This is a genomic window from Streptomyces sp. NPDC127595 (assembly GCF_042671685.1).
Classification (GTDB): Bacteria; Actinomycetota; Actinomycetes; order Streptomycetales; family Streptomycetaceae; genus Streptomyces.
Window position 1 is genome coordinate 13,432 of sequence record NZ_JBHXWK010000010.1, and the last position, 24,808, is coordinate 38,239.

At 70.2% G+C, this 24,808-nt stretch carries 21 protein-coding genes and 1 pseudogene; 9 read left to right on the plus strand and 13 right to left on the minus strand.

What is annotated here, in order from left to right:
- The first annotated feature begins 16 nt into the window (after positions 1–16).
- From ACFVKT_RS28575 to ACFVKT_RS28600, 6 genes are all read left to right on the plus strand, one after another.
- Positions 17–667, plus strand: a complete 651-nt coding sequence (locus ACFVKT_RS28575) for a choice-of-anchor M domain-containing protein (RefSeq protein ID WP_385736666.1) — start codon at positions 17–19, stop codon at positions 665–667.
- A gap of 9 nt (positions 668–676) precedes the next feature.
- Positions 677–2,290: a choice-of-anchor M domain-containing protein gene (locus ACFVKT_RS28580; protein WP_385736668.1), complete on the plus strand. Its 1,614-nt coding sequence runs from the start codon at positions 677–679 to the stop codon at positions 2,288–2,290.
- A 110-nt stretch (positions 2,291–2,400) separates the two neighbouring features.
- Positions 2,401–3,801, plus strand: a complete 1,401-nt coding sequence (locus ACFVKT_RS28585; protein WP_385736670.1) for an anchored repeat ABC transporter, substrate-binding protein — start codon at positions 2,401–2,403, stop codon at positions 3,799–3,801.
- On the plus strand, positions 3,801–5,168 hold the full coding sequence (locus ACFVKT_RS28590) for a TIGR03773 family transporter-associated surface protein (RefSeq protein WP_385736673.1): 1,368 nt from the start codon (positions 3,801–3,803) through the stop codon (positions 5,166–5,168). The genes ACFVKT_RS28585 and ACFVKT_RS28590 overlap by 1 nt, the downstream gene beginning before the upstream one ends.
- Positions 5,165–5,890, plus strand: coding sequence for an anchored repeat-type ABC transporter ATP-binding subunit (locus ACFVKT_RS28595; RefSeq protein ID WP_385736676.1), 726 nt, complete (start codon positions 5,165–5,167; stop codon positions 5,888–5,890). Before ACFVKT_RS28590 ends, ACFVKT_RS28595 begins: the two co-directional genes overlap by 4 nt.
- A complete protein-coding gene (locus ACFVKT_RS28600; RefSeq protein ID WP_385736679.1) occupies positions 5,887–6,774 on the plus strand; it encodes an anchored repeat-type ABC transporter permease subunit in 888 nt (295 codons plus the stop codon). Before ACFVKT_RS28595 ends, ACFVKT_RS28600 begins: the two co-directional genes overlap by 4 nt.
- Here the strand turns inward: ACFVKT_RS28600 and ACFVKT_RS28605 are convergent.
- Entirely contained in the window at positions 6,728–7,678 is a 951-nt protein-coding gene (locus tag ACFVKT_RS28605) for a LysR substrate-binding domain-containing protein (protein ID WP_385736682.1), read from the minus strand. The genes ACFVKT_RS28600 and ACFVKT_RS28605 overlap by 47 nt on opposite strands.
- 65 nt (positions 7,679–7,743) lie before the next feature.
- Here ACFVKT_RS28605 and ACFVKT_RS28610 point away from each other — a divergent pair, with 65 nt between their 5' ends.
- On the plus strand, positions 7,744–9,042 hold the full coding sequence (locus ACFVKT_RS28610; RefSeq protein WP_385736685.1) for an MFS transporter: 1,299 nt from the start codon (positions 7,744–7,746) through the stop codon (positions 9,040–9,042).
- Positions 9,043–9,308: 266 nt separating this feature from the next.
- A complete protein-coding gene (locus tag ACFVKT_RS28615) occupies positions 9,309–10,388 on the plus strand; it encodes a sigma-70 family RNA polymerase sigma factor (protein ID WP_385736688.1) in 1,080 nt (359 codons plus the stop codon).
- 39 nt (positions 10,389–10,427) lie between these two features.
- Here the strand turns inward: ACFVKT_RS28615 and ACFVKT_RS28620 are convergent.
- From ACFVKT_RS28620 to ACFVKT_RS28660, 9 genes and pseudogenes are all read right to left on the minus strand, one after another.
- Positions 10,428–10,667, minus strand: a pseudogene (locus ACFVKT_RS28620) (hypothetical protein); the annotation flags it as partial.
- A gap of 79 nt (positions 10,668–10,746) precedes the next feature.
- Positions 10,747–12,045: a thymidine phosphorylase gene (locus ACFVKT_RS28625; protein ID WP_385736691.1), complete on the minus strand. Its 1,299-nt coding sequence runs from the start codon at positions 12,043–12,045 to the stop codon at positions 10,747–10,749.
- 70 nt (positions 12,046–12,115) lie between these two features.
- Entirely contained in the window at positions 12,116–12,547 is a 432-nt protein-coding gene (locus tag ACFVKT_RS28630) for a cytidine deaminase (RefSeq protein ID WP_385736694.1), read from the minus strand.
- Positions 12,544–13,809, minus strand: a complete 1,266-nt coding sequence (locus ACFVKT_RS28635) for an ABC transporter permease (protein WP_385736697.1) — start codon at positions 13,807–13,809, stop codon at positions 12,544–12,546. Before ACFVKT_RS28635 ends, ACFVKT_RS28630 begins: the two co-directional genes overlap by 4 nt.
- On the minus strand, positions 13,806–14,936 hold the full coding sequence (locus ACFVKT_RS28640) for an ABC transporter permease (RefSeq protein WP_385736700.1): 1,131 nt from the start codon (positions 14,934–14,936) through the stop codon (positions 13,806–13,808). Before ACFVKT_RS28640 ends, ACFVKT_RS28635 begins: the two co-directional genes overlap by 4 nt.
- Entirely contained in the window at positions 14,936–16,564 is a 1,629-nt protein-coding gene (locus ACFVKT_RS28645; RefSeq protein ID WP_385736703.1) for an ABC transporter ATP-binding protein, read from the minus strand. Before ACFVKT_RS28645 ends, ACFVKT_RS28640 begins: the two co-directional genes overlap by 1 nt.
- A gap of 435 nt (positions 16,565–16,999) precedes the next feature.
- Entirely contained in the window at positions 17,000–18,049 is a 1,050-nt protein-coding gene (locus ACFVKT_RS28650; protein ID WP_385736706.1) for a BMP family protein, read from the minus strand.
- Between the two features lie 272 nt (positions 18,050–18,321).
- Positions 18,322–19,377, minus strand: a complete 1,056-nt coding sequence (locus ACFVKT_RS28655) for a BMP family protein (protein WP_385736709.1) — start codon at positions 19,375–19,377, stop codon at positions 18,322–18,324.
- Between the two features lie 373 nt (positions 19,378–19,750).
- Positions 19,751–21,019, minus strand: a complete 1,269-nt coding sequence (locus tag ACFVKT_RS28660) for an amidohydrolase (RefSeq protein ID WP_385736712.1) — start codon at positions 21,017–21,019, stop codon at positions 19,751–19,753.
- Positions 21,020–21,267: 248 nt separating this feature from the next.
- On the opposite strand from ACFVKT_RS28660, the gene ACFVKT_RS28665 reads away from it, so the two are divergent.
- A complete protein-coding gene (locus ACFVKT_RS28665; protein WP_385736715.1) occupies positions 21,268–21,408 on the plus strand; it encodes a hypothetical protein in 141 nt (46 codons plus the stop codon).
- 30 nt (positions 21,409–21,438) lie between these two features.
- Here ACFVKT_RS28665 and ACFVKT_RS28670 read toward each other — a convergent pair whose 3' ends face one another.
- The 3 genes from ACFVKT_RS28670 to ACFVKT_RS28680 form a co-directional block, all read right to left on the minus strand.
- Entirely contained in the window at positions 21,439–22,629 is a 1,191-nt protein-coding gene (locus ACFVKT_RS28670) for a low temperature requirement protein A (protein WP_385736718.1), read from the minus strand.
- A 64-nt stretch (positions 22,630–22,693) separates the two neighbouring features.
- Positions 22,694–23,830, minus strand: a complete 1,137-nt coding sequence (locus ACFVKT_RS28675) for a hypothetical protein (RefSeq protein ID WP_385736721.1) — start codon at positions 23,828–23,830, stop codon at positions 22,694–22,696.
- Positions 23,831–23,859: 29 nt separating this feature from the next.
- A complete protein-coding gene (locus ACFVKT_RS28680; protein ID WP_385736723.1) occupies positions 23,860–24,795 on the minus strand; it encodes an N-acetylneuraminate synthase family protein in 936 nt (311 codons plus the stop codon).
- Between the last annotated feature and the right edge of the window lie 13 nt (positions 24,796–24,808).

Here is a 24,808-nt window from a genome sequence, read left to right on the forward strand (position 1 = left end):
CTCAGGGGGGTCTCTTTTGCGTACCCGCAAGCGCCTGCTGACCGTTTCCGGCATCGCCGCCGCCGCTCTCGCCGCGGCCGGCCTCAACACGTCCGCCTTCGCCGCGACAACGCTGTCGTCCGGGCATGTCGACGTACTCGACACGGAGTGGGACGGCAGCGCCCTGCACCTGCACGTGCACGACGAGGTGACCGACACCGAGTACGAGCCGGCCGATGTGACCCTGGCCGTCCCGGCGGCCGCCAAGGTCACCAACCCGGGCTACGCCTTCCTCGGCACCGGCGGCCAGGTGTGGCTGCTGCCCGACACGGAGGCCGAGGCCACCGCGGCCGGTGTGCTCTTCGCCGGCGTCTCCACCGAGCACCTCACCACCGGCACCTTCACCGGTAACACCGTCACCTACACCCTGGTGAGCGCGACCCGGAACGGCGCGAGCACCGAGGACTTCAGCGTCTACAGCGACGCCTCGGGCTCGGTGAACCGCTACTTCGACAGCGGCAGCACCGCCAACAGCTCCGAGTCGTTCACCGTCGGCGCCCACAACCACCCCAACTGGGCCTTCGAGGAGGCGGGCACCTACCAGGTCACCTTCACCGTGAGCGGCACGGTCGGCGGCGGCACGGTCACCTCCGAGCAGGAGACCCTCACCTTCGTCGTGTCGGGCTGATCCGGACCGATGAGTACAAGACACACCTACGCCGCCGCGGTGATCGCCGCGGCGGCGGTACTCACCGGCGCGCTCGGGATCGTGGCGGGCGGCACCCCGCCCGCCCGGGCCGCGTCCGGCGCCGTCGTACTCGACGAGGGAGCGGTCGACCTCACGCCCCGGCTGGTCGACGGCGAACTCCAGCTCCAACTCGACGACCGGACAACGGAAACCGCGGTGGTCCGCGAGCCCTCCGAGGTCGTCTGGCACGTCGTGCCCGAGGCGAAGTCGTTCGTCGAGGGCCCGCTCCAGGGGCCGTTGGGCAGCCTGATGGACGCCTGGTACCTCAACGGCTGGGAGGCGGACCAGATCTTCGCCCTCGAACCCGGCTGGAACGGCACGGAGGCCGGGGCCGACACCGAGGTGACGCTCACCGGCTTCGAGGGCCCGGGCGGCTTCGCCCTCTACGACTGGCTGGAGGACGACTCCTACAACGACATCCCGCCGGACGTCCACCTCGCCTCCGACCCCGCCGCGAACACCTCCTACACACTCGGCGAGGACACCGAACACGCCGTCCCCACCTGGGGGTTCGGCGCCGAAGGCATCTACCGGCTCACCCTCACGGCGAGCACGACCCTCGCCGACGGCACCGTCTCCAGCGACACCGAGACCCTCGCGGTCGCGGTCGGGAACGTGGACCCGACGGCCGTACTGCCGGGCGACGGATCGACGCCGACGCCACCGACGCCGCCACCGACGAGCAGCCCGCCCCCAACGGAAACAGTCGCCCCCCGCGCCCACGTCATCGACGACGGACACCTGGACCTCGCCGCCCGGCCCGTGGGCGGCGGCCTGGAGTTCCAGATCAAGGAGGGCACGGCGTACGACTACGAGTGGTACGAGCCCGACGAGGTCGTGCTGCATGTCGTCCCGGCCGCGAAGAAGAAGATCACGAGCGACACTGCCTTCCTCGGCGCCGAGGGCGACCCGGTCTGGTGGCTGCCGCTCGCCCAGGTCTCGGGCATCCTCTGGCCCGGCTGGAGCACCGAGGAGTGGGAACCGTCCGCGCTCGACGGCAAGGTCACCTACCAGGTGGACTCCTTGCAGGGCCCGGGCACCATGGCCGTCTTCTCGAGCGGCTCGCTCAGCGGCTGGGACCTCTGGATCAACAGCGGAGACGGCCTGCCCGACAGCTTCCAGCACAGCGTCGACGCACACTCCCACTCGTACTGGGCCTTCACCCAAGAGGGCGTCTACCGCACCAAGTTCACCGTGAGCGCGACCCTCGCCGACGGGACGAAGGTCAGCGACACGGAGACCATCGCGTGGGTGGTCGGCGACGACGTCGACCCGTCGACGGTCGAACCCGGGGCGGGGGACGAGGCCACGGCGACGCCGACGGCCAGTGCATCGGCCTCTGCATCGCCATCAGGGACAGCGAGTCCGAGCCCGGAAGCTTCCCCCTCACCGTCGGAGTCCACCCCGGCAGTCCGCCCCAGCGGCGGTACGTCCACCACAGTCACCGGCGCCCTCGCCTCCACCGGCTCCGGTGTCCTCGCACCGCTCGGCGCGTCCGTCGCCGCGCTGATCGTCGGATGCGGCGCCGTGTGGGCCGTACGGAGAAGGCGAGTCCAACAGTGAGCAGGCGTACAAGAAGCGCTATAGGAGCGGCTCTCGCGGCGGCGCTGCTCGCCGGGTGCGCCGGGTGCGCCGGGTGCGCCGGGTCCCGAACGGGCTCCGACACCGGCGAGTTGAAGGTCTCCACGACCACCGCGATCATCGCCGACCTGGTACGCCAGGTCGGCAGTGACCGTGTAGACGTCACCTCGATCGTGCCGCAGCACGGCGACCCGCACTCCTACGAACCGAGCCCCGGCGACGCGGCGACGGTCGCGCGGGCCGACCTGGTGTTCAGCAACGGCCTGCTGCTCGAAGAGCCCGGGATCACCAAGATGGTCCACAGCAACGCCCGCGAGGACGCGCCCAAGGTCGAGATCAGCGAGAAGCTGGAGGAGTACGGCGGCACGGTCATCAAGCTGGAGGAGGACCTCGGGCTCGACGTGCTGTGGCTGGGGTGGGCGGTCGAGGGCGACCTCGGCGGCGCCGGCGCCCAAATGCGGATCAGGGCAACGGACTTGGAAGGTCCGGGCGACCTGCACGTCTATCTCACCGACACTCTCGGCAACCCCCAGAGCTACGTCGACTCCACTGACGGATTCGACGAGAGCGACTCCTTCGAGCTGCCCGCCGAGGCGCACACGCACGTCAACTGGGCCTTCACGAAGCCGGGTTCGTACCGGCTGACCGTCGAGGGCTCGGGCGCCGGGAGCGGCACGCTGACCTTCTCGGTCGGCGGTGCGGCCCCCAAGGGCGGTGGTGCGGTGCTCGACGACGGGCACGCGGACGTCGCCTTCGACGCGGAACAGCACAAGGTGTCCGTACGCTCCGACGATCCCGCCACCGGGAAGCGGACCTACCACGCCACCGACGAGGTCACGCTCAACGTGCCGGACCGGGCGAGGGAGGAAGTGCCCGAGGAGGGCGCGTACGGCTTCCTGGGCGCGCCCGGCGCCGACCTGTGGGTGTTGCCGCAGGCGGTCATCGGCAAGCACGTGCACGGCGATCTGGACCCGCACGCGTGGGAGGACGTCGCCAACGCGGAGGCGTATGTGCGGCGCATCGAGGCCGAGTTGATCAAGGCGGACCCGGCCGGCAAGGCGGCGTACGAGACGAACGCCTCCGCCTATCTCAAGACACTCGGCGCGCTCGACCAGGAGGTCGCGGACACGCTCGCGACGATCCCCGAGCAGAACCGCAAGCTCATCACCACGCACGACGCCTTCGGCTATCTAGCGAACGCCTACGGCATGGAGGTCGCGGGCTTCGTCGTCCCCGTACCGAACCAGGAGCCGAGCGCCGCCGAGGTCGAGGAACTCGGCACCACCATCCGGGAGAAGAACGTCCCGGCGGTCTTCCTCGAACCGAACCTCGCCGCCCGCGCCGACGTGCTGCGCCGGGTCGCCGAGGACGAGGACGTGCGCGTCTGCACGATCTACGGCGACTCGTTCGACGACCAGGTCCACGACTACGTGGCGATGATGCGGCACAACGCGACCGAGCTCGCGAAGTGCCTTGACGGAGAGGCGAGTTGATGCGCGGCAGGGTTTGTACGGTGGTGGCGCTGGCCGCCTCTCTGGCGGTGGGCGGGGGTGTCGCCCTCGCGGCGGACGGCGGCGAAGCGCCGGTGGTCAAGGTGGACGACACCCACCGGGTGGTCGTCTCCCAGGGCGGCGAGGACTTCGCGGGTTCCCGGGTGTGGGAGGTGACGGCCGACGAGACCGGCTGGGGCCGGGACGGCTGGTCACTGAGCGGGGCCGAGGGGCCGGGGGCGGTCACCTCCGAGGGCCAAGAGGACGACGCCCGTTGGGTGTTCGCGACCGCGGGGGCGTATGAGCTGGTCTTCCGGACGGACGGGGCGGCCGAGGCGCGGTATCAGGTACTCGTCGGGGACGCGGTCATCGCGGAAGCGGAAGCGGAAGCGGAAGCGGGTACCGAGGAGGCGGATTCGCTCGCACCTCCGGCAGCCGCCACGACTCCTGTCACCAAGGTGACCGAGGCTCCCGCCGTTTCGGTGTTCACCGCGCAGAACTCCCGGCAGGCCACCGAACTCGCCGCGGAGGAAGTCCAGTCGGCCGCCGAGGACAACGTGACCGTCGTCTCCACCAGGACCACCCTCGACGAAGGGCACATCGACATCGCCGCCCGGGTCGTGGGCGGGAAGATGCAGATCCACGTCAAAGACGGAACCGTCGCCGGGAAGACCACCTGGCGCGAACCCTCTTCCCTCGTGCTGCACGTCAAGCCGGCTGCCGAGAAGACCATCCCGGACAACGACGACTTCGCATTCCTCGGCAAGGCCGGCGACCCGGTGTGGCTGCTCGACCAGATACAGCAGGACGGGCTGCTGTGGCCCGGCTGGTCGACCGAGAACATCGCGTCGGGAGCCGCCAAGGGCGAGGTGAGGTTCTCGCTCGACAAGGCCGCAGGACCGGGCGACTTTGCGCTCTACACGTACGACGGGCTGTCGGGCGCCGACGTGCTGTTCAACAGCGCGGACGGCGTACCGGACTCCTTCGATGTCGCCCAGAACACCCACGCGCACGGCGGCTGGGCCTTCCAGAAGGAGGGGACGTACCGGCTGACGTTCACCATGTCCGGGCAGTTGACGGACGGGACGAAGGTGAGCGACACGGAGACGCTGGCCTTCGTGGTCGGGGACGACACGGATCCCTCGGAGGTGTCCGGCGGGGAGGGTGCCCCCTCGGACACGGCGGGAGACTCCGGGAGTTCGGAGACGACAGACGACAACACCACCGCGAGTGGCGACCCTTCCGGATCCATGGCCCACACCGGAGCGGACGACCCCGTCCTGCTGGGTTCCGTGGCGGCCGGTCTCGCGGTGGCCGGCGCGGGCGCTGTCTGGGCCGTACGTCGCCGCCGTACGGGTGAGGAGGTGTGAGCGGCACTCTGCTCACGGTCGACTCGGCGTCCGTCGTCCTGGGCGGGCGCCCGGCCCTGCGGGGGGCCTCGCTGAGCGTCGACGGGGGCGAGCTGGTGGGGCTCATCGGTCCCAACGGCGCGGGAAAGACGACCCTGTTGAGGGCGGTCCTCGGGCTTGTCCCGCTCGCCTCGGGGGCGGTGCGCGCCGAGACGTCGCCCATCGGTTACGTGCCCCAACGCCACGAGTTCGCCTGGGACTTCCCCGTCGATGTGGCGGAGGCCGTGCTGACGGGACGTACGCGGTCGATCGGCTGGCTGCGGGTGCCGCGCGCCGCCGATCGGGCGGCGGCCGACCGGGCGTTGGAGCTGACCGGGCTCACCGCGCTCCGCCGCCGGCCCATCGGCGAGCTGTCGGGCGGGCAGCGCCAGCGCGTGCTCGTGGCGCGCGCCCTCGCCGCCGAACCCGAACTCCTGCTGCTGGACGAGCCGTTCACCGGAGTCGACGTACCGACCCAGCACCTGCTGAACGACCTCTTCGGACAACTCACCCGCGAACAGGGCAAGGCGCTGCTGATGACGACCCACGACCTGGCGGCCGCCGCCCGCACCTGTGACCGGGTGGTGCTGATCAACGGCACGGTCGTCGCGGAGGGCGGCCCGGAACTGCTCGCGGACCCGGAGCAGATGCTGCGGGCGTTCGGCCTCGACCGGGCGATGGGACCGACGGGGGCCAGGGCATGATCGACTTTCTGCTCGACCCCTGGGAACTGCCCTTCATGCAGCGGGCGTTCACCGTCGCGGCCGTCGTCGGGCTGGTCTGCGGGGTCGTCGGGGTGTACGTCGTGCTGCGCGGGATGGCGTTCATCGGGGACGCGGTGGCGCACTCGGCGTTCCCCGGTGTGGCGCTGGCCTACACCTTCGAGGGGAACCTGCTGCTCGGCGGGGCGGCCGCCGGGATCACCACCGCCGTACTGATCGCGTTCGTGTCGCAGAACCGGCGGCTGAAGGAGGACACCGTCATCGGGGTGTTCTTCGCCTTCGCGTTCGGGCTCGGGATCGTCCTCGTGTCGACGCGGGACAGCTGGACGACGGACCTGTCGTCGTTCCTGTTCGGGCAGGTGCTCGCGGTGTCGGCGACCGACGTCTGGACGGTGGCCGGGATCGGGGCGGTGCTGGTCGTCGTCGTCCTCGCGCTGCGCAAGGAACTGGTCGCCGTCAGCCTGGACCGGGAGACCGCCCGCGCGGCCGGCCTGCCGGTCTTCCGTCTCGACCTGACGCTGTACGTCGTCGTCACCGCGACGATCGTGATGTCGCTGGAGGCCGTCGGCAACGTACTCGTCCTGGCGCTGCTGATCACGCCCGCGGCGACGGCCCGGATGCTGACGGACCGGTTGTGGGCGATGACCATGCTCGCCTCCGGGATCGGCTGCGCGGGCAGTGTGGCCGGGCTCTATGTGTCGTACGCCTACGACCTCGCGGCCGGTGGTTCGGTGGTCGTCGTGCTGACCGGCGTCTTCATCGTCACCTGGCTCCTGGCGCCGCGGCACGGGCTGCTCACGCGGGCCCTGCGGCAGCGGCTCACTCCGGCAGCAGGTGCCCCCGCCGCGACAGCAGGAACTTCTTGAAGGCGGCGACGGGCGGGGTGTCCGGGTGACCGTCGAGCCAGGCGACGCCGATCTCGCGCACCGCGCGCGGGGCGGTGACCGTCAGCTCGACAACTCCCGGGCGGGCGAAGGCCGGTGGCGGAAGCAGGGCCACTCCGAGGCCGGCGGCGACGAGACCCCGTAGCGTCTCCGCCTCCTCGCCCTCGAAGGCGACCCTCGGCTTGAAACCCGCCTCCCGGCAGACGGCGTCGGTGATGCGGCGCAGACCGTAGCCGGGTTCCAGGGTCACGAAGGTCTCGTCGGCGGCTTCGGCGAGGCGGATGCGTCTGCGGCCGGCGAGGCGGTGGTCGGCGGGGACGACCAGCCGGAGCTTCTGCTCGTCGAGGCGGCGGCCCACCAGGTCGGGCGCGTCCGGCACGGGCGAGGTGAGGCACAGGTCCAGCTCTCCGGAGCGCAGCCGTTCCAGCATCGCCTCACCGTAGGTCTGGACGAGGCTGAAGCGGACGCGGGGGTGGTCGGCGCGGAAGGCGCGGATGAGCTCGGGGACCGTCTCCGAGCCCATGGTGTGCAGGAAGCCGAACGCGACCTTGCCGGTGGCCGGGTCGGCGTCCGCGCGCACCTCGTCGGCGGCGCGTTCGATCTCGGCGAGGGCCCGTTCGACGGAACCGAGGAACGTACGGCCGGCCGAGGTGAGCGAGACCGTCCGTCCCCTTCTCGCGAACAGCTCGACGCCGAGGTCCTGTTCGAGCCGCACCATGGCCCGCGACAGCGTCGACTGCGGCACCCCCATCTCCTGCGCGGCCCGCGTGACGTGCTCGGTGCGGGCCACTCCCGCGAAGTACGCGAGGCGCGGGACGAGCATCGCCACGATGTCTTCTGTGTCACTGGACGGTGACAGGTGCGCTTCTGACCTCTGCTCATGCATCACAGGAACGATTATGGCGTTTCCATGCATTGGACGGATGAGTGGCGGGACTTTAGTTTCGAAGCATGCCTTCTGCCAGTACCGGGGCGTCCACCACCGTGGACGCCGCGACCACCGCTCCCGCTCCAGCCGTCCCTGCTGCCCCTGCCGACTCGCGCATGGCCCCGGGCGGCCCCGGCTACCGCCGGATGAGCCTCGCCCTCTTCCTCGCGGGCGTCGCGACCTTCGCGCTCCTCTACTCCACGCAGGCGCTCCTCCCCCTCATCTCGCACGACTTCGCCGTCAGCGCGAGTGACGCGAGCTGGACGGTGTCGGCCGCGACGGGCGCCCTGGCGCTGTTCGTCCTCCCGATGAGCGCGCTGTCGGAGCGGTTCGGACGCCGTACGTTGATGACGGCGTCGCTGGTGGTGGCCGTGACGGTCGGCCTGCTGGTCCCCTTCGCCCCTTCGATCGGCGCGCTGATCGCACTGCGCGCCGTGCAGGGCGCGGCGCTCGCGGGGCTGCCGGCGTCGGCGACCGCGTATCTGGCCGAGGAGGTCCGGCCGAAGGCACTCATCACCGCGATCGGTCTGTTCGTCGCGGGCAACAGCGTCGGCGGCATGAGCGGGCGGGTGATCACCGGCTGGGTCGCGCAGGAGTGGGGCTGGCGGGTCGCCGTCGGTGTGATCGGCCTGATCGCGGTGGCGTGCGCGGTGGCTTTCCGCCTGCTACTGCCCGCACCTCGGCACTTCACGGCCGGTTCACTGCGGCCGCGGGTGCTGGTCCGCACGGTCCGTGACCATCTCGCCAACCCGCTGCTGTGCCGGTTGTACGCGATCGGCGCGCTGTTCATGACGGTGTTCGGCGGGGTGTACACGGTGATCGGATACCGCCTCACCGAGGCGCCCTTCTCCCTCCCCCAGGGCATCATCGGCTCGATCTTCCTGGTGTACCTGGTGGGTACGGTGTCGGCGTCCACGGCGGGGAAGCTGGTCGCCCGCCTGGGTCGGCGGGGCTCCCTGTACCTCGCGGGCGGTACGACGACCGCGGGTCTGCTGGTGTCCCTGGCCGACTCGCTGCCGCTCATCCTGCTCGGGCTTGTGCTGATCACCGCGGGGTTCTTCGCGGGGCACGCGGTGGCGTCGTCGTCGGTGAGCCATACGGCGACCCGGGGGCGGGCCCAGGCCTCGGCGCTCTACCAGTCCGCGTACTACATCGGCTCCAGCGTCGGCAGCACGCTGGGGGCCGTCGCCTTCCACGCCGGCGGCTGGGCGGGGACGGTCTCCCTCGGCCTGCTCGCCGTACTCGGTGTCGTCGCCATCACGGTGTTCGGCTCCCACTCGGCGCGGATGCAGGCCCGACGGGGGCCGGTGCCGGCGCACTGAGGTTTCTCGCCCCCTCCGCCCCTGCCCGTCCCTTGCTCCTGGGGGCTGCCGCCCCCAGACCCCCGCTTCGCGCTGAACGCGCTCGTCCTCAAACGCCGGACGGGCTGAAACGACTGCAGCAGGGGCGGAGGGGGCGAAAAACCAATCGCCCGCCCCCCTCCCACCTGCACGTTTCCCCACTCCCCAGGCCATTGTCAGTGGGCTGCGGTAGCTTCCGAAGTACGTCGCGAAGGCGCGGCGGAAACGGCCACAGGGGTGGGTTGGCTATGAGCGACGGCACGGCGACGACGACAGACCTGGACGTCCGGCTGGAGAAGCACCGGGTCGAGCTGACCGGGTACTGCTACCGGATGCTCGGCTCCTCCTTCGAGGCCGAGGACGCGGTGCAGGACACGATGGTCCGCGCCTGGCGCAGTTACGACAAGTTCGAGGGCCGCTCCTCGATGCGTTCCTGGCTGTACCGCATCGCGACGAACGTATGCCTGGACATGCTGAACGCGGGCAACAAAAGGGCGCGCCCCATGGACCTGACGGCTCCCTCACCGCTCGCCCAGGCCGCACTCAACCCGCGCCCGGACCACACCTGGCTGGAGCCGATGCCGACCGCCCGCGTCCTCCCCGAGGTCACCGACCCGGCCGAGGCAGCGGTGGCGAAGGAGTCGGTGCGGCTCGCCTTCATGGCCGCTTTGCAGCAGCTTCCGCCCAAGCAGCGCGCGGTGCTGATCCTGCGCGAGGTCCTCGCCTGGAAGGCGAGCGAGGTCGCCGAGCTGCTCGGCACGACGGTCGCGTCGGTCAACAGCGCGCTCCAGCGGGCCCGCGCGACCCTCGCGGAGAGCGAGGGAGCCGGGGCGGACGCCGCCACCGCCGACCCGCTCGACGAGGAGCAGCAGAAGCTCCTGGAGCGCTATGTCGCCGCCTTCGAGGGGTACGACATGACGGCGTTGACGGCGCTGCTCCACGAGGACGCGATCATGACGATGCCGCCGTTCGACCTGTGGCTGGTCGGCACGGAGGACATCACGGGCTTCATGACGACGCTGGGCGCCGGCTGCGCGAACTCCCGGCTGGTGCCGGTGGAGGTCAATGGCCTCCCGGGCTTCGCGCACTACAAGCCGGATCCGGAGCAGGGCGGTTTCTCGCCCTGGGCCGTGCAGGTGCTGGAGATCTCAAAGGGCCGGATCACCGGGTTCCACTGCTTCCTGGACACCCCCCGCTGGTTCCCGCTCTTCGGCCTGCCCCTCCGGCTCGAAGGTCCCGAAGGGACTCAAGGGAGCGAAGCCGTCGACGCCGTCCGGGGGAGCCACGGCATCCACGGAGTCGAAGCGGAGTCCGACCAGGTCGAGTAGCGCGCGCAGGGCCGGGGACGGGTTCCGCAGGCGTATCCGTCCCCCCGCTCGCCGCGCGGCGAGTTCCAGCCTGGCCAGGAGGTCCACGGCGGCCAGACCGGGCGGCCCGAGCCCCGCGACATCGCACACCACGACCCCGCTGCCGGTTGTCTCCAGCCTCGCCCGCACGTCGTCACAGAGCCGGGGCACCTCGTCCTTGGCGACGGGCCCTGGCAGCACAAGTACGGCGGGTGTCGTGGCATCCACACCCAGTAGACCGGCGGGGAGCGGAGAACTCATCGCGGTCCCCGGATTCTTCGTCGGCGGGCGGCACCCCCGCAGGAGGCACCGCCCGCCGACGCAGCGATGAAACACCAGGTCAGGCGATACGTTCCCGCACCACCGGGGCGGCCTTGAAATCCGTGCCCGCAGCAGCGATGTCGTACGAGCCCTCGACCGACTGAAGCGCGTACTCGAAGCGCTCCGGGGTGTCCGTGTGGAGGGTGAGGAGGGGCTGGCCCGCGGTCACGGTGTCGCCGGGCTTGGCGTGCAGCTCGACGCCCGCGCCCGCCTGCACCGGGTCCTCCTTGCGGGCGCGTCCGGCGCCCAGGCGCCAGGCGGCGATGCCGACGTCGTAGGCGTCGAGGCGGGTGAGCACGCCCGACTCGGGCGCCGTGACGACATGCTGCTCGCGTGCGACGGGCAGCGCGGCGTCCGGGTCGCCGCCCTGCGCGGCGATCATGCGGCGCCAGACGTCCATCGCGGAGCCGTCGGCCAGCGCCTTCGCCGGGTCGGCGTCCTTCACACCCGCCGCGTCGAGCATCTCGCGGGCCAGGGCGAGGGTGAGGTCGACGACGTCCGAGGGGCCACCACCCGCCAACACCTCGACGGATTCCCGTACTTCGAGCGCGTTGCCGGCCGTCAGACCCAGTGGCGTCGACATGTCCGTCAGGAGCGCGACCGTCTTCACTCCGTGGTCCGTGCCCAACCCGACCATCGTGGAGGCGAGTTCACGGGCGTCCTCGATCGTCTTCATGAAGGCGCCGGTGCCGACCTTCACGTCCAGGACCAGGGAGCCCGTACCCTCGGCGATCTTCTTCGACATGATGGACGAGGCGATCAGCGGGATCGCCTCGACCGTGCCGGTGACATCGCGCAGCGCGTACAGCTTCTTGTCGGCGGGGGCGAGACCGTCGCCCGCCGCGCAGATCACCGCGCCGACGCCGTCCAGCACGGCGAGCATCTCCTCGTTCGACAGCAGCGCGCGCCAGCCGGGGATCGACTCCAGCTTGTCGAGGGTGCCGCCGGTGTGGCCGAGGCCGCGGCCCGAGAGCTGTGGGACCGCCGCGCCGCAGGCCGCCACCAGGGGTGCCAGCGGGAGCGTGATCTTGTCGCCGACGCCGCCCGTGGAGTGCTTGTCGGCGGTCGGGCGGGACAGCGACGAGAAGTCCATACGCTCGCCGGAGGCGATCATCGCGGCGGTCCAGCGGGCGATCTCCCGGCGGTCCATGCCGTTGAGCAGGATCGCCATGTTGAGGGCGGCCATCTGGTAGTCGGCGACCTCGCCGCGGGTGTACGCGTCGATGACCCAGTCGATCTGCTCGTCGCTGAGCTCCCCGCGGTCCCGCTTGGTGCGGATGACGGAGACGGCGTCCATCGACGACGACAACACAGCCATGGCTTTCCTTCCGAAAGGTGAGCGGCCCCACCCGGTGACCAGTCGGTCGGTCAGGAGGGGCCGCACGGAGTTACTTGTTGAGATACTCCGGCCCGAAGGCCTGCGGCAGCATCTCGGAGAGCGTCAGGATCCCGGCCGGGGTCTCCATGATCAGACCCGGCCCGCCGAACTCGTGCAGCAGCTGACGGCAGCGCCCGCACGGAACGAGAACATCGCCCCGCCCGTCGACGCAGGTGAAGTGCGTCAGCCGGCCACCGCCGGTGTTCTGCAGCTCGGAGACCAGACCGCACTCGGCGCACAGCCCGACCCCGTACGAGGCGTTCTCGACGTTGCAGCCGGAGATGATCCGGCCGTCGTCCACGAGCGCGGCGACACCGACCGGATAGCCCGAGTACGGGGCGTACGCACGGGACATGGCCACGCGGGCCACCTCGCGCAGCGCATCCCAGTCCACGGCGACCGAACCCTCGACGGCAGCGGAACCCTCGTCGGCGGAGGTCACTTGCCCTGCCCCTTCCGGTACGGCATTCCGTCCGCCTTCGGCATCCGCAGACGCTGCGCCGACAGCGCGAGCACGAGCAGTGTGATGACGTACGGCGTGGCGGAGACGACCTGGTTCGGGACCTCGTTGGTGAGGGCGTACCAGAGGAACACCAGCACGCCGATGACCAGCGTGATCACGGCAGGCACGTACTTCTTCCTGATGACCAGCCAGACCGCGCCGATGAGCAGCAGGATGGCGGCGAGCAGCAGCAGCGCGTGGACGTTCTCGGAGCCGCCGCGCAGGTTGAGGCTGTCGGTGTAGCCGAACAGGCCCGCGCCGATGGCGAGTCCGCCCGGCATCCAGTTGCCGAAGATCATCGCGGCGAGTCCGATGTAGCCGCGTCCGCTGGTCTGGCCCTCCAGGTAGAAGGGGTTGGCCACGATGGAGAGGAAGACGCCGCCGAGGCCGGCCAGACCGCCGGAGATGATCACGGCGATGTACTTGTACTTGTAGACGTTGACGCCGAGGGACTCGGCCGCGATCGGGTTCTCGCCGCAGGACCGCAGGCGCAGGCCGAAGGGGGTGCGCCAGAGGATCCACCAGGTGGCGGGGATCAGCGCGATGGCGATCAGGGTCAGCCAGGACACATCGGTGACGAGCCCGCCGAGCAGGCCCGCGATGTCCGAGAGGAAGAACCAGCCCTTCTCGTTGAGCGTGCTGAGCCCGTCGGAGAGTCCTGGCACCGTGAAGCTGCCGAGCGAGTCGACCGGCGGGGACTGCTTGGCCGAGCCGCCCTGGACGCCCTCGAAGGCGAGCGGGGCGAGGTAGCGGGTGGCGCCGAGGGCCAGGATGTTGATGGCCACACCGGAGACGATGTGGTTGACGTTGAAGGTGATCGTGACGATGGCGTGCAGCAGACCGCCGATGCAGCCGCCGATGATGCCGACGAGGACACCGGTCCACGGGCCCCACTGGTAGCCGGCCCAGGCACCGAACCAGGTGCCGAGGATCATCATGCCTTCGAGGCCGATGTTGACGACGCCCGCGCGCTCGGCCCACAGACCGCCGAGACCGGCGAGGCCGATCGGGACGGCCAGTTGGAGCGCGGTGGACATCTGGCTGACGTTGGTGATGCCGTCGGCGCCGGTGATGATGCGGACGATCGAGGTCAGCGCCAGGCCGCCCGCGATGACCAGCAGGAGGACGGGGAGCGACAGCCGGCGGCCGCTGCGGGGCGGGGTTTCCAGCGAGGGCTGGTTGACGTCGGTTGCGGTGGTCATCGGCCCGCCACCTCCTTCTTGGAGTCGTTTTCGGAGGAGGCGCCGAGGACATGGCCCGCGGCAAGCTCCGCGCCGACGCGACGCTGCTGGCGGCGCAGCCCCCACTCGCGCACGGCCTCGTAGCTGACGACGACCGAGAGCACGATCAGGCCCTGCATGATGACCGCGATCTCCTTGTCGTAGCCGTTGTAGTCGAGCTCGGGAGACGCCTTGTCCAGCCAGGCCCAGAGGAGAGCCGCGAAGGCGATGCCGGTCGGGCTGTTACGGCCGAGGAGGGCGATGCCGATGCCCAGGAAGCCGATGCCGGTCGGGAAGTTCAGGCTGTACGTGTGGGAGTCGCCGAGCAGGATCGGCAGGCCCGCGAGGCCGGCCAGGCCGCCGGAGACCAGCATGGCGGTGAGCACCATGCGCTTGGGGTTCACACCGCTGGCCGCGGCGGCGGTCTCCGAGGCGCCTGAGGCGCGCAGGTCGAAGCCGAAGCGGGTCCGGTTGAGGACGACCCAGTAGCCGATGCCGAGCAGCGCCGCGAGGACGACGAGGCCGTAGATCTCGCCGGCGTCACCCATGTTGAAGCCGGGCACCCAGCCGGACTTGTCCATCTCGCCGGTGGTGTTGTTGTTGCCGACCTTGACGCCGAAGACGCTGGGCAGCCATAGGTAGGCGATGACGGAGGTAGCGATCGCGTTGAGCATGATCGTCGCGACGACCTCGCTGACCCCGCGGGTGACCTTGAGGACACCCGCGATGCCGGCCCAGAACGCGCCGGTACAGACCGCGGTCAGGATCAGCAGCGGGACCTGGAGGACGGCCGGCAGCGCGACATGGGCGCCGACGACCGCGGCCATCATGGCGGCGAGCTGGTACTGGCCGTCCACACCGATGTTGAACAGGTTCATCCGGAAGCCGATGGCGACCGCGAGCGCCGCGATGTAGTACATCGAGGCCTGGTTGATGATCAGGACCTGGATGTCGGAGTACCCGGCCTGCTCGAACATGAGCGTGTACGGCTCGATCGGGTTCTTGCCCGAGGCGATCAGCACGACCGAGGTCAGCGCCACGGCCACGACGAGCGCGATGACCGGTCCGGCCACCGCGAGGAGCAGTCGCTCCTTGTCGAACTTCTTCATCAGCGGGCCTCGTCTTCCGGGGCGTCCGGGGTCTCTGCCGTGGTCTCGGCCGGCTCGGGCTCGACTTGCTCAGCCCGCCCGGCCTGCTCTTCGAGCTCCACCTGCTCGGCGAGCTCCTCGTTCTCCAGGTGTCCGGTGGCGGCGCCGGTCATCGCCGTGCCGAGCTCCTCCGGGGTGATGGTGGCCGGGTTGGCGTCCGCGACCAGCTTGCCGTTGTAGATCACCCGGAGGGTGTCGGACAGACCGATCAGCTCGTCCAGGTCGGCGGAGATCAGCAGTACGGCGAGTCCCTCGCGGCGGGCCTCCCGGATCTGGTCCCAGATCTGGGCCTGCGCGCCGACGTCCACACCACGGGTGGGGTGGGCGGCGATCAGGAAGCGCGGCTTGGCGCTCATCTCACGGCCGACGATCAGCTTCTGCTGGTTGCCGCCGGAGAGGGAGGCCGCGGTGACGTCGATGCCGGGTGTGCGGACGTCGTACTCCTCGACGATCCGGCGGGTGTCGGCCTGGGCGCCCTTGATGTCGAGCCAGACGCCCTTCGCGTTGGGTTTCTCGGTGACGTGGCCGAGGATGCGGTTCTCCCAGAGGGGGGCCTCCAGGAGCAGGCCGTGGCGGTGCCGGTCCTCGGGGATGTAGCCGATGCCCTGCTCGCGGCGCTTACGGGTGGCCCAGGTGGTGATCTCCTCCTCGGCCAGCGTGATCGTGCCGGAGTCGGCGGCCTTGAGGCCGATCAGCGCGTCGATCAGCTCGGTCTGGCCGTTGCCCTCGACACCGGCGAGGCCGAGGACCTCGCCCGCGTGGATGGTGAAGGTGATGTCGTCGAGGAGGGCCTTGCCGCCGGGGGCGACCAGGCGCAGGTCGGTGACGGTCAGGACCGGCCGGTCGGTGACCGTGGACTCGGCGGTCTCCGGGGTCGGCAGTTCGCTGCCCACCATCAGCTCGGCGAGCTGACGCGAGGTGGTCTCGGAGGGGACGGCCGTACCGACCGTGGTCCCGCGGCGGATCACCGTGATGTCGTCGGCGACGGAGAGGACCTCGCCCAGCTTGTGCGAGATGAAGATGACCGACAGTCCCTCGGACTTGAGCTCGCGCAGGTTGGCGAAGAGCCCCTCGACCTCCTGCGGGACGAGGACCGCGGTGGGCTCGTCCAGGATCAGGATGCGGGCGCCGCGGTAGAGGACCTTGAGGATCTCCACGCGCTGCCGTTCGGCGACACCGAGTTCCTCGACCAGGACGTCGGGGCGCACCCCGAGGCCGTACCGCTTGGAGAGGTCCAGGATCTTGCGGCGGGCCTTGCCTCCGATGCCGTACAGCTTCTCGCTGCCCAGGGCGACGTTCTCCAGGACGGTGAGGTTGTCGGCGAGCATGAAGTGCTGGTGGACCATGCCGATGCCGCGCGCGATGGCGTCGGCGGGCGAGGAGAAGGTGACCTGCTCGCCTTCGACGGCGATGGTGCCCTCGTCCGGCTTCTGCATGCCGTAGAGGATCTTCATCAGTGTCGACTTGCCGGCGCCGTTCTCACCGACGAGGGCGTGGACCGTGCCCTTGCGGACGCTGAGGTGGATGTCGTGGTTGGCCACGACGCCGGGGAACCGCTTGGTGATCCCGGCGAGTTCGACTGCGGTCACCTGACCGTTGACCGCGCCGGCCGGAGGGCTGCTGGACGCGTTGATGGCGCATCTCCTGAGGGAAAGGGGGTCGTCTACGCGCGTAGCGCCCCTACGGCAACTTAAGGGGCGGCGCGCCGCGAGAACGGGATACGGAGAGCCAGACTCCCCGTATCCCGTTGAGCGGACGTAACCCCGCGGTTACCAAGCAGCTCCGGGGAAGAGCGGGCGGCCCCGGAGGACCTTCCTGAACTTCCCCGGAGCCGCTCGGCTGCTCCTGAGGTCCAGGGGGTGTCGTTCGGATCACCTCGGGTCCGCGACGCCTGGCACGGCACCTCGCCGCGTTGTCGCATCACCCGAGTACGCCCAGTACGCGGGTCATGCTCCGCCTTGCGATGCACCGCACCACGCGCCGCGGCCTGATCCGAGGTGATCCAAACGACACCCCCTGGCTCGTCAGCTGGTCTTGACCTTGATCTCGCCGCTGATGATCTTCTCCTTGGCTGCCTCTACGGCGTCCTGGATAGCGGTGTTGTCCTTGAAGGCCGGGTTGGAATCGGCGAGGCCGACCTCGCCGGACTTCAGGTCGCCCCGAACGATACCGGTCTCGGGCTTGCCGTCCTCGACCGACTTCGCGAGGTTGTAGACCGCCTTGGCGACGTCCTTGGTCGCGGACGTCAGGATGGAGGCCTTGTACTTGCTCAGAGCCTCCTGCTTGTACTGGTCGGAGTCGACACCGATCGCCCACACCTTGCTGGCGGAGGCGGCCTCGATGACACCCTGGCCGGACAGACCGGCCGCCGCGTAGACGACGTCGGCCTTCTTCTCGATCTGGCCCTCGGCGGCCGTCTTGCCCTTGTCGGGGCTGGAGAAGCCGCCCTCCTCCGCGGTCTGCGTCAGGTACTGCGACAGGACCGTCACCTTGGGGTTCGTGTCCTTGACGCCCTGCTCGAAGCCCGCACCGAACTTGTGGATCAGCGGTACGTCCACGCCGCCCACGAAGCCGACGGTGTTGGTCTTGGTGGCCTTGGCGGCGGCGACACCGGCGAGGTAGGAGGCCTCCTGCTCGGAGAAGACCAGGTCGGCGACGTTCGCCGTCTCGACCGTGGAGTCGTCGACGATGCCGAAGGTGGTGTCGGGGTACTTCGCCGCGGCTTCCTTGATGGCCGGCGCGTAGGCGTAGCCGATACCGATCACGGGGTTGTAGCCCTGCTTGGCCAGCGAGACCAGGCGCTGCGTCTTGTCGGCGTCGGTCTCACCGTCGGTGGGCTCGACGTCGGCGGTCTTGTAGCCGAACTCCTTCTGCGCCTGCTCCATGCCCGCGTACGCGGCGTCGTTGAAGGACTGGTCGCCCTTGCCGCCGACGTCGTAGGCGATGGCGAGACCCAGGTCGCCCTTCGACTCCGACGATCCTGCGGAGGTCGAGGTGCCGCCACAGGCGGAGAGAACGAGGGCGAGAGACGCGGTCGCAGCGCCTGCGAGCGCGATGCGGGGAACCCGGCGCATGAGTTGTGCTCCTGTCGTACAAGCGCCTGACGGAACGACTTCGGCGCTGGCTTCGCCGCAGATTAACGCGCGTAGACCAACTAGAAAACCCCTTCTGTCCACCTTGTTATGCGGCTGTGCCCGACGGCGCTCATTTGGTGGGTAGAGACTTGCCGACCGCAAAGGCGCGGTGGCGGTGGGTGACCTGCGGCGGGCACGGCGACGGGCGGGCGCCTTCCGGCACCCGCCCGCTTGATGTGACTTTGTTCGCGTACGCCCTTGCGGGCGGCTCGCTACTCGGTCTTGACCTTGATCGTGCCGTCGATGATGCCCGCCTTGGCCTTGGCCACGGCGTCGGTGAGGCCGGCGATCTCCGCCATCTTCGGGTTGCTGTCGGCGAGGCCGACGCCGTCCACCTTCAGGTCGAAGGTCTTCGTGCCGGTGAGCGGCGTGCCGTCCTTCACCGACTTGGCGAGCGAGTACACCGCGCCACCGACGTCCTTGAGCGCGGAGGTCAGGATGTAGTCCTTGTAGGGGGCGAGGGCTTCCTGGTTGTACTGGTCCGAGTCAACGCCGATCGCCCACTTCTTGTCCTTGGCGGCGGCCTCGATCACACCCTGGCCGGAGAGGCCGGCGGCCTGGTAGATGACGTCCGCGTTCTTCTCGAGCTGGCCCTCGGCAGCGGCCTTGCCCTTGTCGGGGCTGGAGAAGCCGCCCTCCTCGGCGGTCTGCGTCAGGTACTGCGACAGGACGGTGACCTTGGGGTTCGTGTCCTCGACGCCCTGCTTGTAGCCCGCCTCGAACTTGTGGATCAGGGGGATGTCCACGCCGCCCACGAAGCCGACGGTGTTGGTCTTGGTGGCCTTGGCGGCGGCGACACCGGCGAGGTAGGAGGACTCCTGCTCGGCGAAGACGAGGGACGCCACGTTGGCACCCTCGACCTCCGAGTCCACGATGCCGAAGGTGGTGTCGGGGTACTTGCTCGCGACGGCCGTCAGCGCGGGGCCGTAGGCGAAGCCGATGCCGATGACCGGGTTGTAACCCTGCTTGGCGAGCGAGGCGAGCCGCTGCTCCTTGTCGGCGTCGGTCTCACCGTCGGTGGGCTCGATGTCGGCGGTCTCGTACTTGAACTCGGCCTTCGCCTTCTCCAGGCCCGCGTACGCCGCGTCGTTGAAGGACTGGTCGCCCTTGCCACCGATGTCGTAGGCGATGGCGAGACCCTTGCCACCGCTGCTCTCGCTGCTGCTGCTGCCGCCTGCATCGTTACTGGTGCCGCCACAGGCCGTGGCCGCGAGTGCGAGCGACGCGACCCCCACCGCGACACGGGTCAGGCTGGATATCCGACGCATCTGAAGGTTCCCCATTCTCCAAAGCCCCGCAGTGGGTGCTGAGTTCGGCGCACATTAACGCGCGTAGACAGTTCAGGGAACGGGGTTTCACTTGGCCGTTATCCATTCGTGCCGATGGCCGGTTACGTCCCTGTGAACTATGGGGTCGAAAGGTGCACTTGGGGACAGAGCACCTGCTGTGCCGGTGACGATCCGTGTGCGGGTTGCGCGGCATGCGTGACTGGGCAAGCGGTTACGAGTGTCCGGACACCACGCTACGACGCAGGGGTGGGGGGCGCTACCGGAGCGGCGATACGGGCGCCGGGCACGGCGGTGTGCACCCGGCGGAGGGCGCGACCCCGAGGACCAAGACGGACGGGGTCGCGCCTCTCCCTCACAGACCGGTGTCGAGAAGGGGCTCCGTGCCGAGCAGAGGATCCCCGTCGAGCAGGGCCGCCGCGGTGAAGAGCTCCACGCCCACCGTGATCGCCGACTCGTCGGCGTCGAAGTCGCCCTGGTGCAGGTCGCGCGGGACGCGCTCGCCGGGGGTGCGCACCCCGAGCCGGGCCATCGCGCCGGGCACGTGCTCCAGATACCAGGAGAAGTCCTCACCGCCCAGGCTCTGCTCGGTGTCCTCGATGGAGTGCACACCCCGCCGGACGGTCATGGCGGCACGCAGCAGGTCGGTGACGGCCGGATCGTTGACGACGGGCGGAACACCGCGGATGTAGTTGATCTCGGACTTCGCCCGGTAGAGGTTGGCGATCTCGTCGATCGCCGCATGCACCAGGTCGGGCGCGGCCCGCCAGGCGGCCAGGTCCAGGCAGCGCACGGTCCCGGAGAGCTCGGCGTGGTTCGGGATCACATTGCAGGCGTGCCCGGATTCGATGCGCCCCCAGGTCACCGCGAGCCCGCTGCGCGCGTCGGTGCGGCGGGCGACCAGGGCGGGGACGTCGGTGGCGACGCGCGCGGCGGCGGTGACGAGGTCGGTGGTGAGGTGGGGGCGCGCGGTGTGACCGCCGGGGCCGTCGAGTGCGACCTCGAGCCGGTCGCACGCGGAGGTGATGGCGCCGTGCCGCAACCCGATGCGCCCCGCGTCGACCCGGGGGTCGCAGTGCACGCCGATGATCCGCCCGACGCCTTCGAGGACGCCCGACTCGATCGCGTCGGGGGCGCCACCGGGCAGCACCTCCTCGGCGGGCTGGAAGATCAGCCGCACCGGACGCGGCAGCCGCCCCTCGCGGTGCAGCTCGGCGAGGACGAGACCGGCGCCGAGCACGACGGAGGTGTGCACGTCGTGTCCGCAGGCGTGCGCGCGGTCGGGCACGGTCGAGCGGTAGGCGCACTCGGTCTTCGTGTCCGGGATGGGCAGCGCGTCGATGTCGGCACGCAGGGCGAGCATGGGGCCTGCGCCGTCCCGGTCGCCGATGTCACAGATGAGTCCGGTACCGGTGTCGAGCACGCGCGGCTGCAGGCCCGCCAGCTCCAGGCGGGCCTTGAGCGCCGCGGTGGTGCGGAACTCCTGGTTGCCGAGCTCGGGGTGCATGTGCAAGTCGCGGCGGAACGCGACAAGTTCGGCGCGCAGTGCCTCGGGCAGCGCGCCGGGGAGCACGGCTTCCCCGGGGAGGTCGGCCTCGGACTCTCGGGACGTCACTTGGTTCACCCTCTGAAGGGTAGGGCGATCGGGCGGCCAACTGACCCACGATCAACAAAAGTTCAACCTGTTAGGGGAAGAAAATCTGGCCGCACAACGCATAGGTATTGGTGAGGATGGGTAAACTCGCCCGGCTTTCCGAGCGATTGGATCTTGAGCCGACCCACCGGGGATCACCCGGGGACGCCCTCGCGGAAACGCCCGAGGTACCCGAGCCCATTCCCGTACTCCTTCCCCACGGTCTCACAACCGGCCCGGTGATCCCGGAACCGTTACCGCCACGCGAGGCCTCGGACACGGACCGTGACTGCCGCCCGGGCAACCAGACCCACATGAACGGCGGCGGGCTCGTCTACGACCCCGACCAGGACAACTCGTACGAGAAGACGCTGCCGTAGGACCGCGAGGCACCCGATGGCCCCCGCGGTTCAAGCCCCGGCGTCGGCCGTCCGCCGGTCGAGGAACACCAGGGCCGCGACGGCCGCGGCCAGCAGCGTGAGGGCGAGCAGCGCCGGGATGAGGGCGACCGCCGGGCCCGCGCAGAGCAGGACCAGCCCTCCGGCGATGAGGGCCGCGGAGGCCCGGCCGGTGGTCCGGAGGAGGATCGCGGCGGCGGCGAGGACGAAGAGGCCGACGCCCGCGGTGAGGGCCCAGGCCACCACGCCGTGGAGCGGCTCGGACAGGTCGTAGTGGTGGGTGTCGGCGACCTGTTGGAGGGTCTTCTTCATGCCGAGGGCGGTGAGGACGACGCCGGCCACCAGCGGCAGGTGGAGGAAGGTGTAGACGTCGCGGGCGAAGCGGGTGCGGTCGTCGCCTTCCAGGGCCGCGAGGCGGTGCTCGGCGGGCTCGCTGATCCGGCGGAAGTACAGGCGCCACAGCCCGGCGACGACCAGCAGGCCCGCGGGGGCCGCGAGGAGCACCGGGGCGTTCACCGGCAGTCCGGAGACCCCGACGCCGATGGCGACGATCGACTCGCCCAGGGCGATGATGACGATCAGTCCATGGCGTTCGGAGAAGTGACCGGGCGAGGCCACCCGCCAGCCCGAGGATCCGGTGACGTAGATGCCGAGGTAGTCGATCAGCACCGCGGCCAGCCAGATCAGGATCTGGGTGCTCCCGGTGAAGGCGCTGCCCACCAGGAGCAGCGCGAACGGCGGTGCCACCGACAGCAGGGCGGTCCGGCGGAGGGTGGCGTGCAGGGCCTGGTCCTCGCGGTCGGAGAGCCAGTACGTGACGAGGTGCAGGATGCGGACCGTGCCGTAGCAGAGCACGAACACGAGGGGGGTGGGCAGGCCGCCCGGCGCGTCGGCGTAGACGTCGGGCACGGTGAGCGAAACGACGAGGACGACCGCCATCACGGCGATGAGCACGGCGAACACCGGCCCGGAGTCGGCCCGTACGACATTGCCCAGCCAGGCGAAGCAGCACCAGCACCACCACAGCAGCGCGAGAACCACGGCCCCGCCGAGCAGCCGCAGGACCGTCGGATCCGCCGCCATCAGCGCGGTGACCTGAGTGATCGCGTACACGAACACCAGGTCGAAGAAGAGCTCCGCCGGTGTCACCCGGTGTTCGTCCCCCGTGGCCGCCATCCGCGACCGCTCACTCCGAGTCGCCACGACTCCCCTTCCCCCGCCCGGCTGTCCCGCCCGCAACGATAGGACAGGACCGGGCGGGACCGGGTCAGACCGGCGTCACCGTCACCGCGGACAAGCGGGTCACGTCCCGCGCCGTCCCCGTCACCCCCGACAGGAACCCCTCCGCCCGGGGCGAGGCGCTGTCCGTGAGCCATGCCGGGTCGATGTCGCACACCGCGACCCGCACCTCGGTGCCGACCAGCGCCAGCGGCAGGGTGTGCACGACCGTCGACGGGAAGCTGAGGATCGTACGGCCGATGGGGCCCCGGCGGGCGATCAGTTCGAGGGGGAGGTCCGGGCGGACGATCTCCAGCCCGATCTCCGTGGCCAGCCGGTGGAGCTTCTCGGTGCTCTCCCGGCGGTGGGCGAAGTAGCGGGTCGCGCCGTGGGCCTTGGCGAGGGTGCGGACCGCTTCCAGGTAGTGGTCCGGGTCGACGACGCCGGTTTCGACCAAGGACGTGCCGACCAGGTCCGCGCCCTTGGTGATGCGGGGCGGGCCGAAGCGGGCGCGGGTCCAGGAGAAGTCGTTCGAGGTGAGGTGGACGCCCTCCGGGACCGATTCGATCGGCATCGAGGAGAAGACCTCCACCGACCGTCTCTCGGAGGGGGTGAGGCGGCGCCGGGCCGAGGACGAGACCGGCGCGAAGATCAGGTCCCGCGGGCCGGGGCGGCCGCCGCGCCGGTGCCAGCGCACCAGGCGTTCACCGCGGGCCAGTTGGGCGACGAACTCCATCGTCGCCGTGCCGTCGTCTACTACCACCAGGTTACGGGCCCGGGTGATGGTCAGCAGGAGCTGTACGTAGCGGGAGAACGGGTCTCCCATGACGATGCGGCGGGCCCTGCGCAGCAGCGGGGCGAGGCCGCCGATCGTCTGGAAGGGAGCCGCGGTGCCACCGCGCGCTTCTTCCCAGCGGACCTCGTAACCCTCGTCGCGGGCCAGGTCCGCCATACGGCGCAACTGGCCGCGTGTCATGGGGTCGTTGGGTGAGAGGACGACGAGGATGAGCCCCGCGCCGGGGGGACCGGCGGTCCCCCCGGCCGGCGCCCCGCCGGGCGCCGGAGCACTGTCCTGCTCGGACCGGAGGGCATGGGCGTGCGCCCACTCCAGCACGTTCAGGAGCTGTACCGGACTCTCGACGAAAGCGAGAGTGTGGGGGCCGGTGGACCCGGCGCGGGGGCTCATCGACGTACGACCGTCCCGTCTTAAGGGGTTCAGACCGAGACCGGCTCACCGGCGGCGTCGGCGATCTCCGCCTCCGCCACGACGCCCGTGACGCGGCGCAGCTTCTTCATCGGGCCGAGCTCCGACTCGTAGACCTTCTTGACGCCGTCACCGAGGGAGGCCTCGATGGTGCGGATGTCGCGGACAAGGCGGACGAGGCCCTGCGGCTCGACGGAGGCGGCCTGGTCGGAGCCCCACATCGCGCGGTCCAGGGTGATGTGGCGCTCGACGAAGGTAGCACCCAGGGCGACCGCCGCGAGGGTGGTCTGCAGGCCCGTCTCGTGACCGGAGTAGCCGATCGGGACGTTCGGGTACTCGGCCTGGAGGGTGTTGATGACGCGGAGGTTGAGCTCCTCGGCCTGCGCCGGGTACGTCGACGTCGCGTGGCAGAGCAGGATGTTGTCCGAGCCGAGGACCTCGACCGCGTGACGGATCTGCTTCGGGGTGGACATACCGGTCGAGAGGATGACCGTACGGCCGGTGGCGCGGAGCGAGCGGAGGAGCTCGTCGTCGGTCAGCGACGCGGACGCCACCTTGTGGGCCGGGACGTCGAACTTCTCGAGGAAGGCGACGGCCTCGGTGTCCCACGGGGAGGCGAACCAGTCGATGTTCTTGCTCTTGGCGTACTCGTCGATCTTGCGGTAGTCGTCCTCGCCGAACTCCACCCGGTGGCGGTAGTCGATGTAGGTCATCCGACCCCAGGGGGTGTCACGCTCGATGTCCCACTGGTCACGCGGGGTGCAGATCTCCGGGGTGCGCTTCTGGAACTTGACGGCGTCGCATCCGGCCTCGGCGGCGGCGTCGATCAGCTTGAACGCGTTCTCCAGCTCGCCGTTGTGGTTGATGCCGATCTCGCCGACGACGTAGACCGGGTGGCCGGGGCCGGCGGTCTTCGAACCGAAGTTGCGCAGACGGGAGTTGTTCATGGGGGTGTGGTTC

What these genes read in the sequence shown, in the direction of transcription:
- ACFVKT_RS28600 (WP_385736679.1), top strand. Translation starts at nt 5,887, where the DNA reads ATGATCGACTTTCTGCTCGACCCCTGGGAACTGCCCTTCATGCAGCGG.
- ACFVKT_RS28650 (WP_385736706.1), bottom strand. Translation starts at nt 18,049, where the DNA reads ATGCGCCGGGTTCCCCGCATCGCGCTCGCAGGCGCTGCGACCGCGTCT.
- ACFVKT_RS28680 (WP_385736723.1), bottom strand. Translation starts at nt 24,795, where the DNA reads ATGAACAACTCCCGTCTGCGCAACTTCGGTTCGAAGACCGCCGGCCCC.
- ACFVKT_RS28655 (WP_385736709.1), bottom strand. Translation starts at nt 19,377, where the DNA reads ATGCGTCGGATATCCAGCCTGACCCGTGTCGCGGTGGGGGTCGCGTCG.
- ACFVKT_RS28635 (WP_385736697.1), bottom strand. Translation starts at nt 13,809, where the DNA reads ATGACCACCGCAACCGACGTCAACCAGCCCTCGCTGGAAACCCCGCCC.
- ACFVKT_RS28640 (WP_385736700.1), bottom strand. Translation starts at nt 14,936, where the DNA reads ATGAAGAAGTTCGACAAGGAGCGACTGCTCCTCGCGGTGGCCGGACCG.
- ACFVKT_RS28580 (WP_385736668.1), top strand. Translation starts at nt 677, where the DNA reads ATGAGTACAAGACACACCTACGCCGCCGCGGTGATCGCCGCGGCGGCG.
- ACFVKT_RS28590 (WP_385736673.1), top strand. Translation starts at nt 3,801, where the DNA reads ATGCGCGGCAGGGTTTGTACGGTGGTGGCGCTGGCCGCCTCTCTGGCG.
- ACFVKT_RS28625 (WP_385736691.1), bottom strand. Translation starts at nt 12,045, where the DNA reads ATGGCTGTGTTGTCGTCGTCGATGGACGCCGTCTCCGTCATCCGCACC.
- ACFVKT_RS28610 (WP_385736685.1), top strand. Translation starts at nt 7,744, where the DNA reads ATGCCTTCTGCCAGTACCGGGGCGTCCACCACCGTGGACGCCGCGACC.
- ACFVKT_RS28615 (WP_385736688.1), top strand. Translation starts at nt 9,309, where the DNA reads ATGAGCGACGGCACGGCGACGACGACAGACCTGGACGTCCGGCTGGAG.
- ACFVKT_RS28605 (WP_385736682.1), bottom strand. Translation starts at nt 7,678, where the DNA reads ATGCATGAGCAGAGGTCAGAAGCGCACCTGTCACCGTCCAGTGACACA.
- ACFVKT_RS28675 (WP_385736721.1), bottom strand. Translation starts at nt 23,830, where the DNA reads ATGAGCCCCCGCGCCGGGTCCACCGGCCCCCACACTCTCGCTTTCGTC.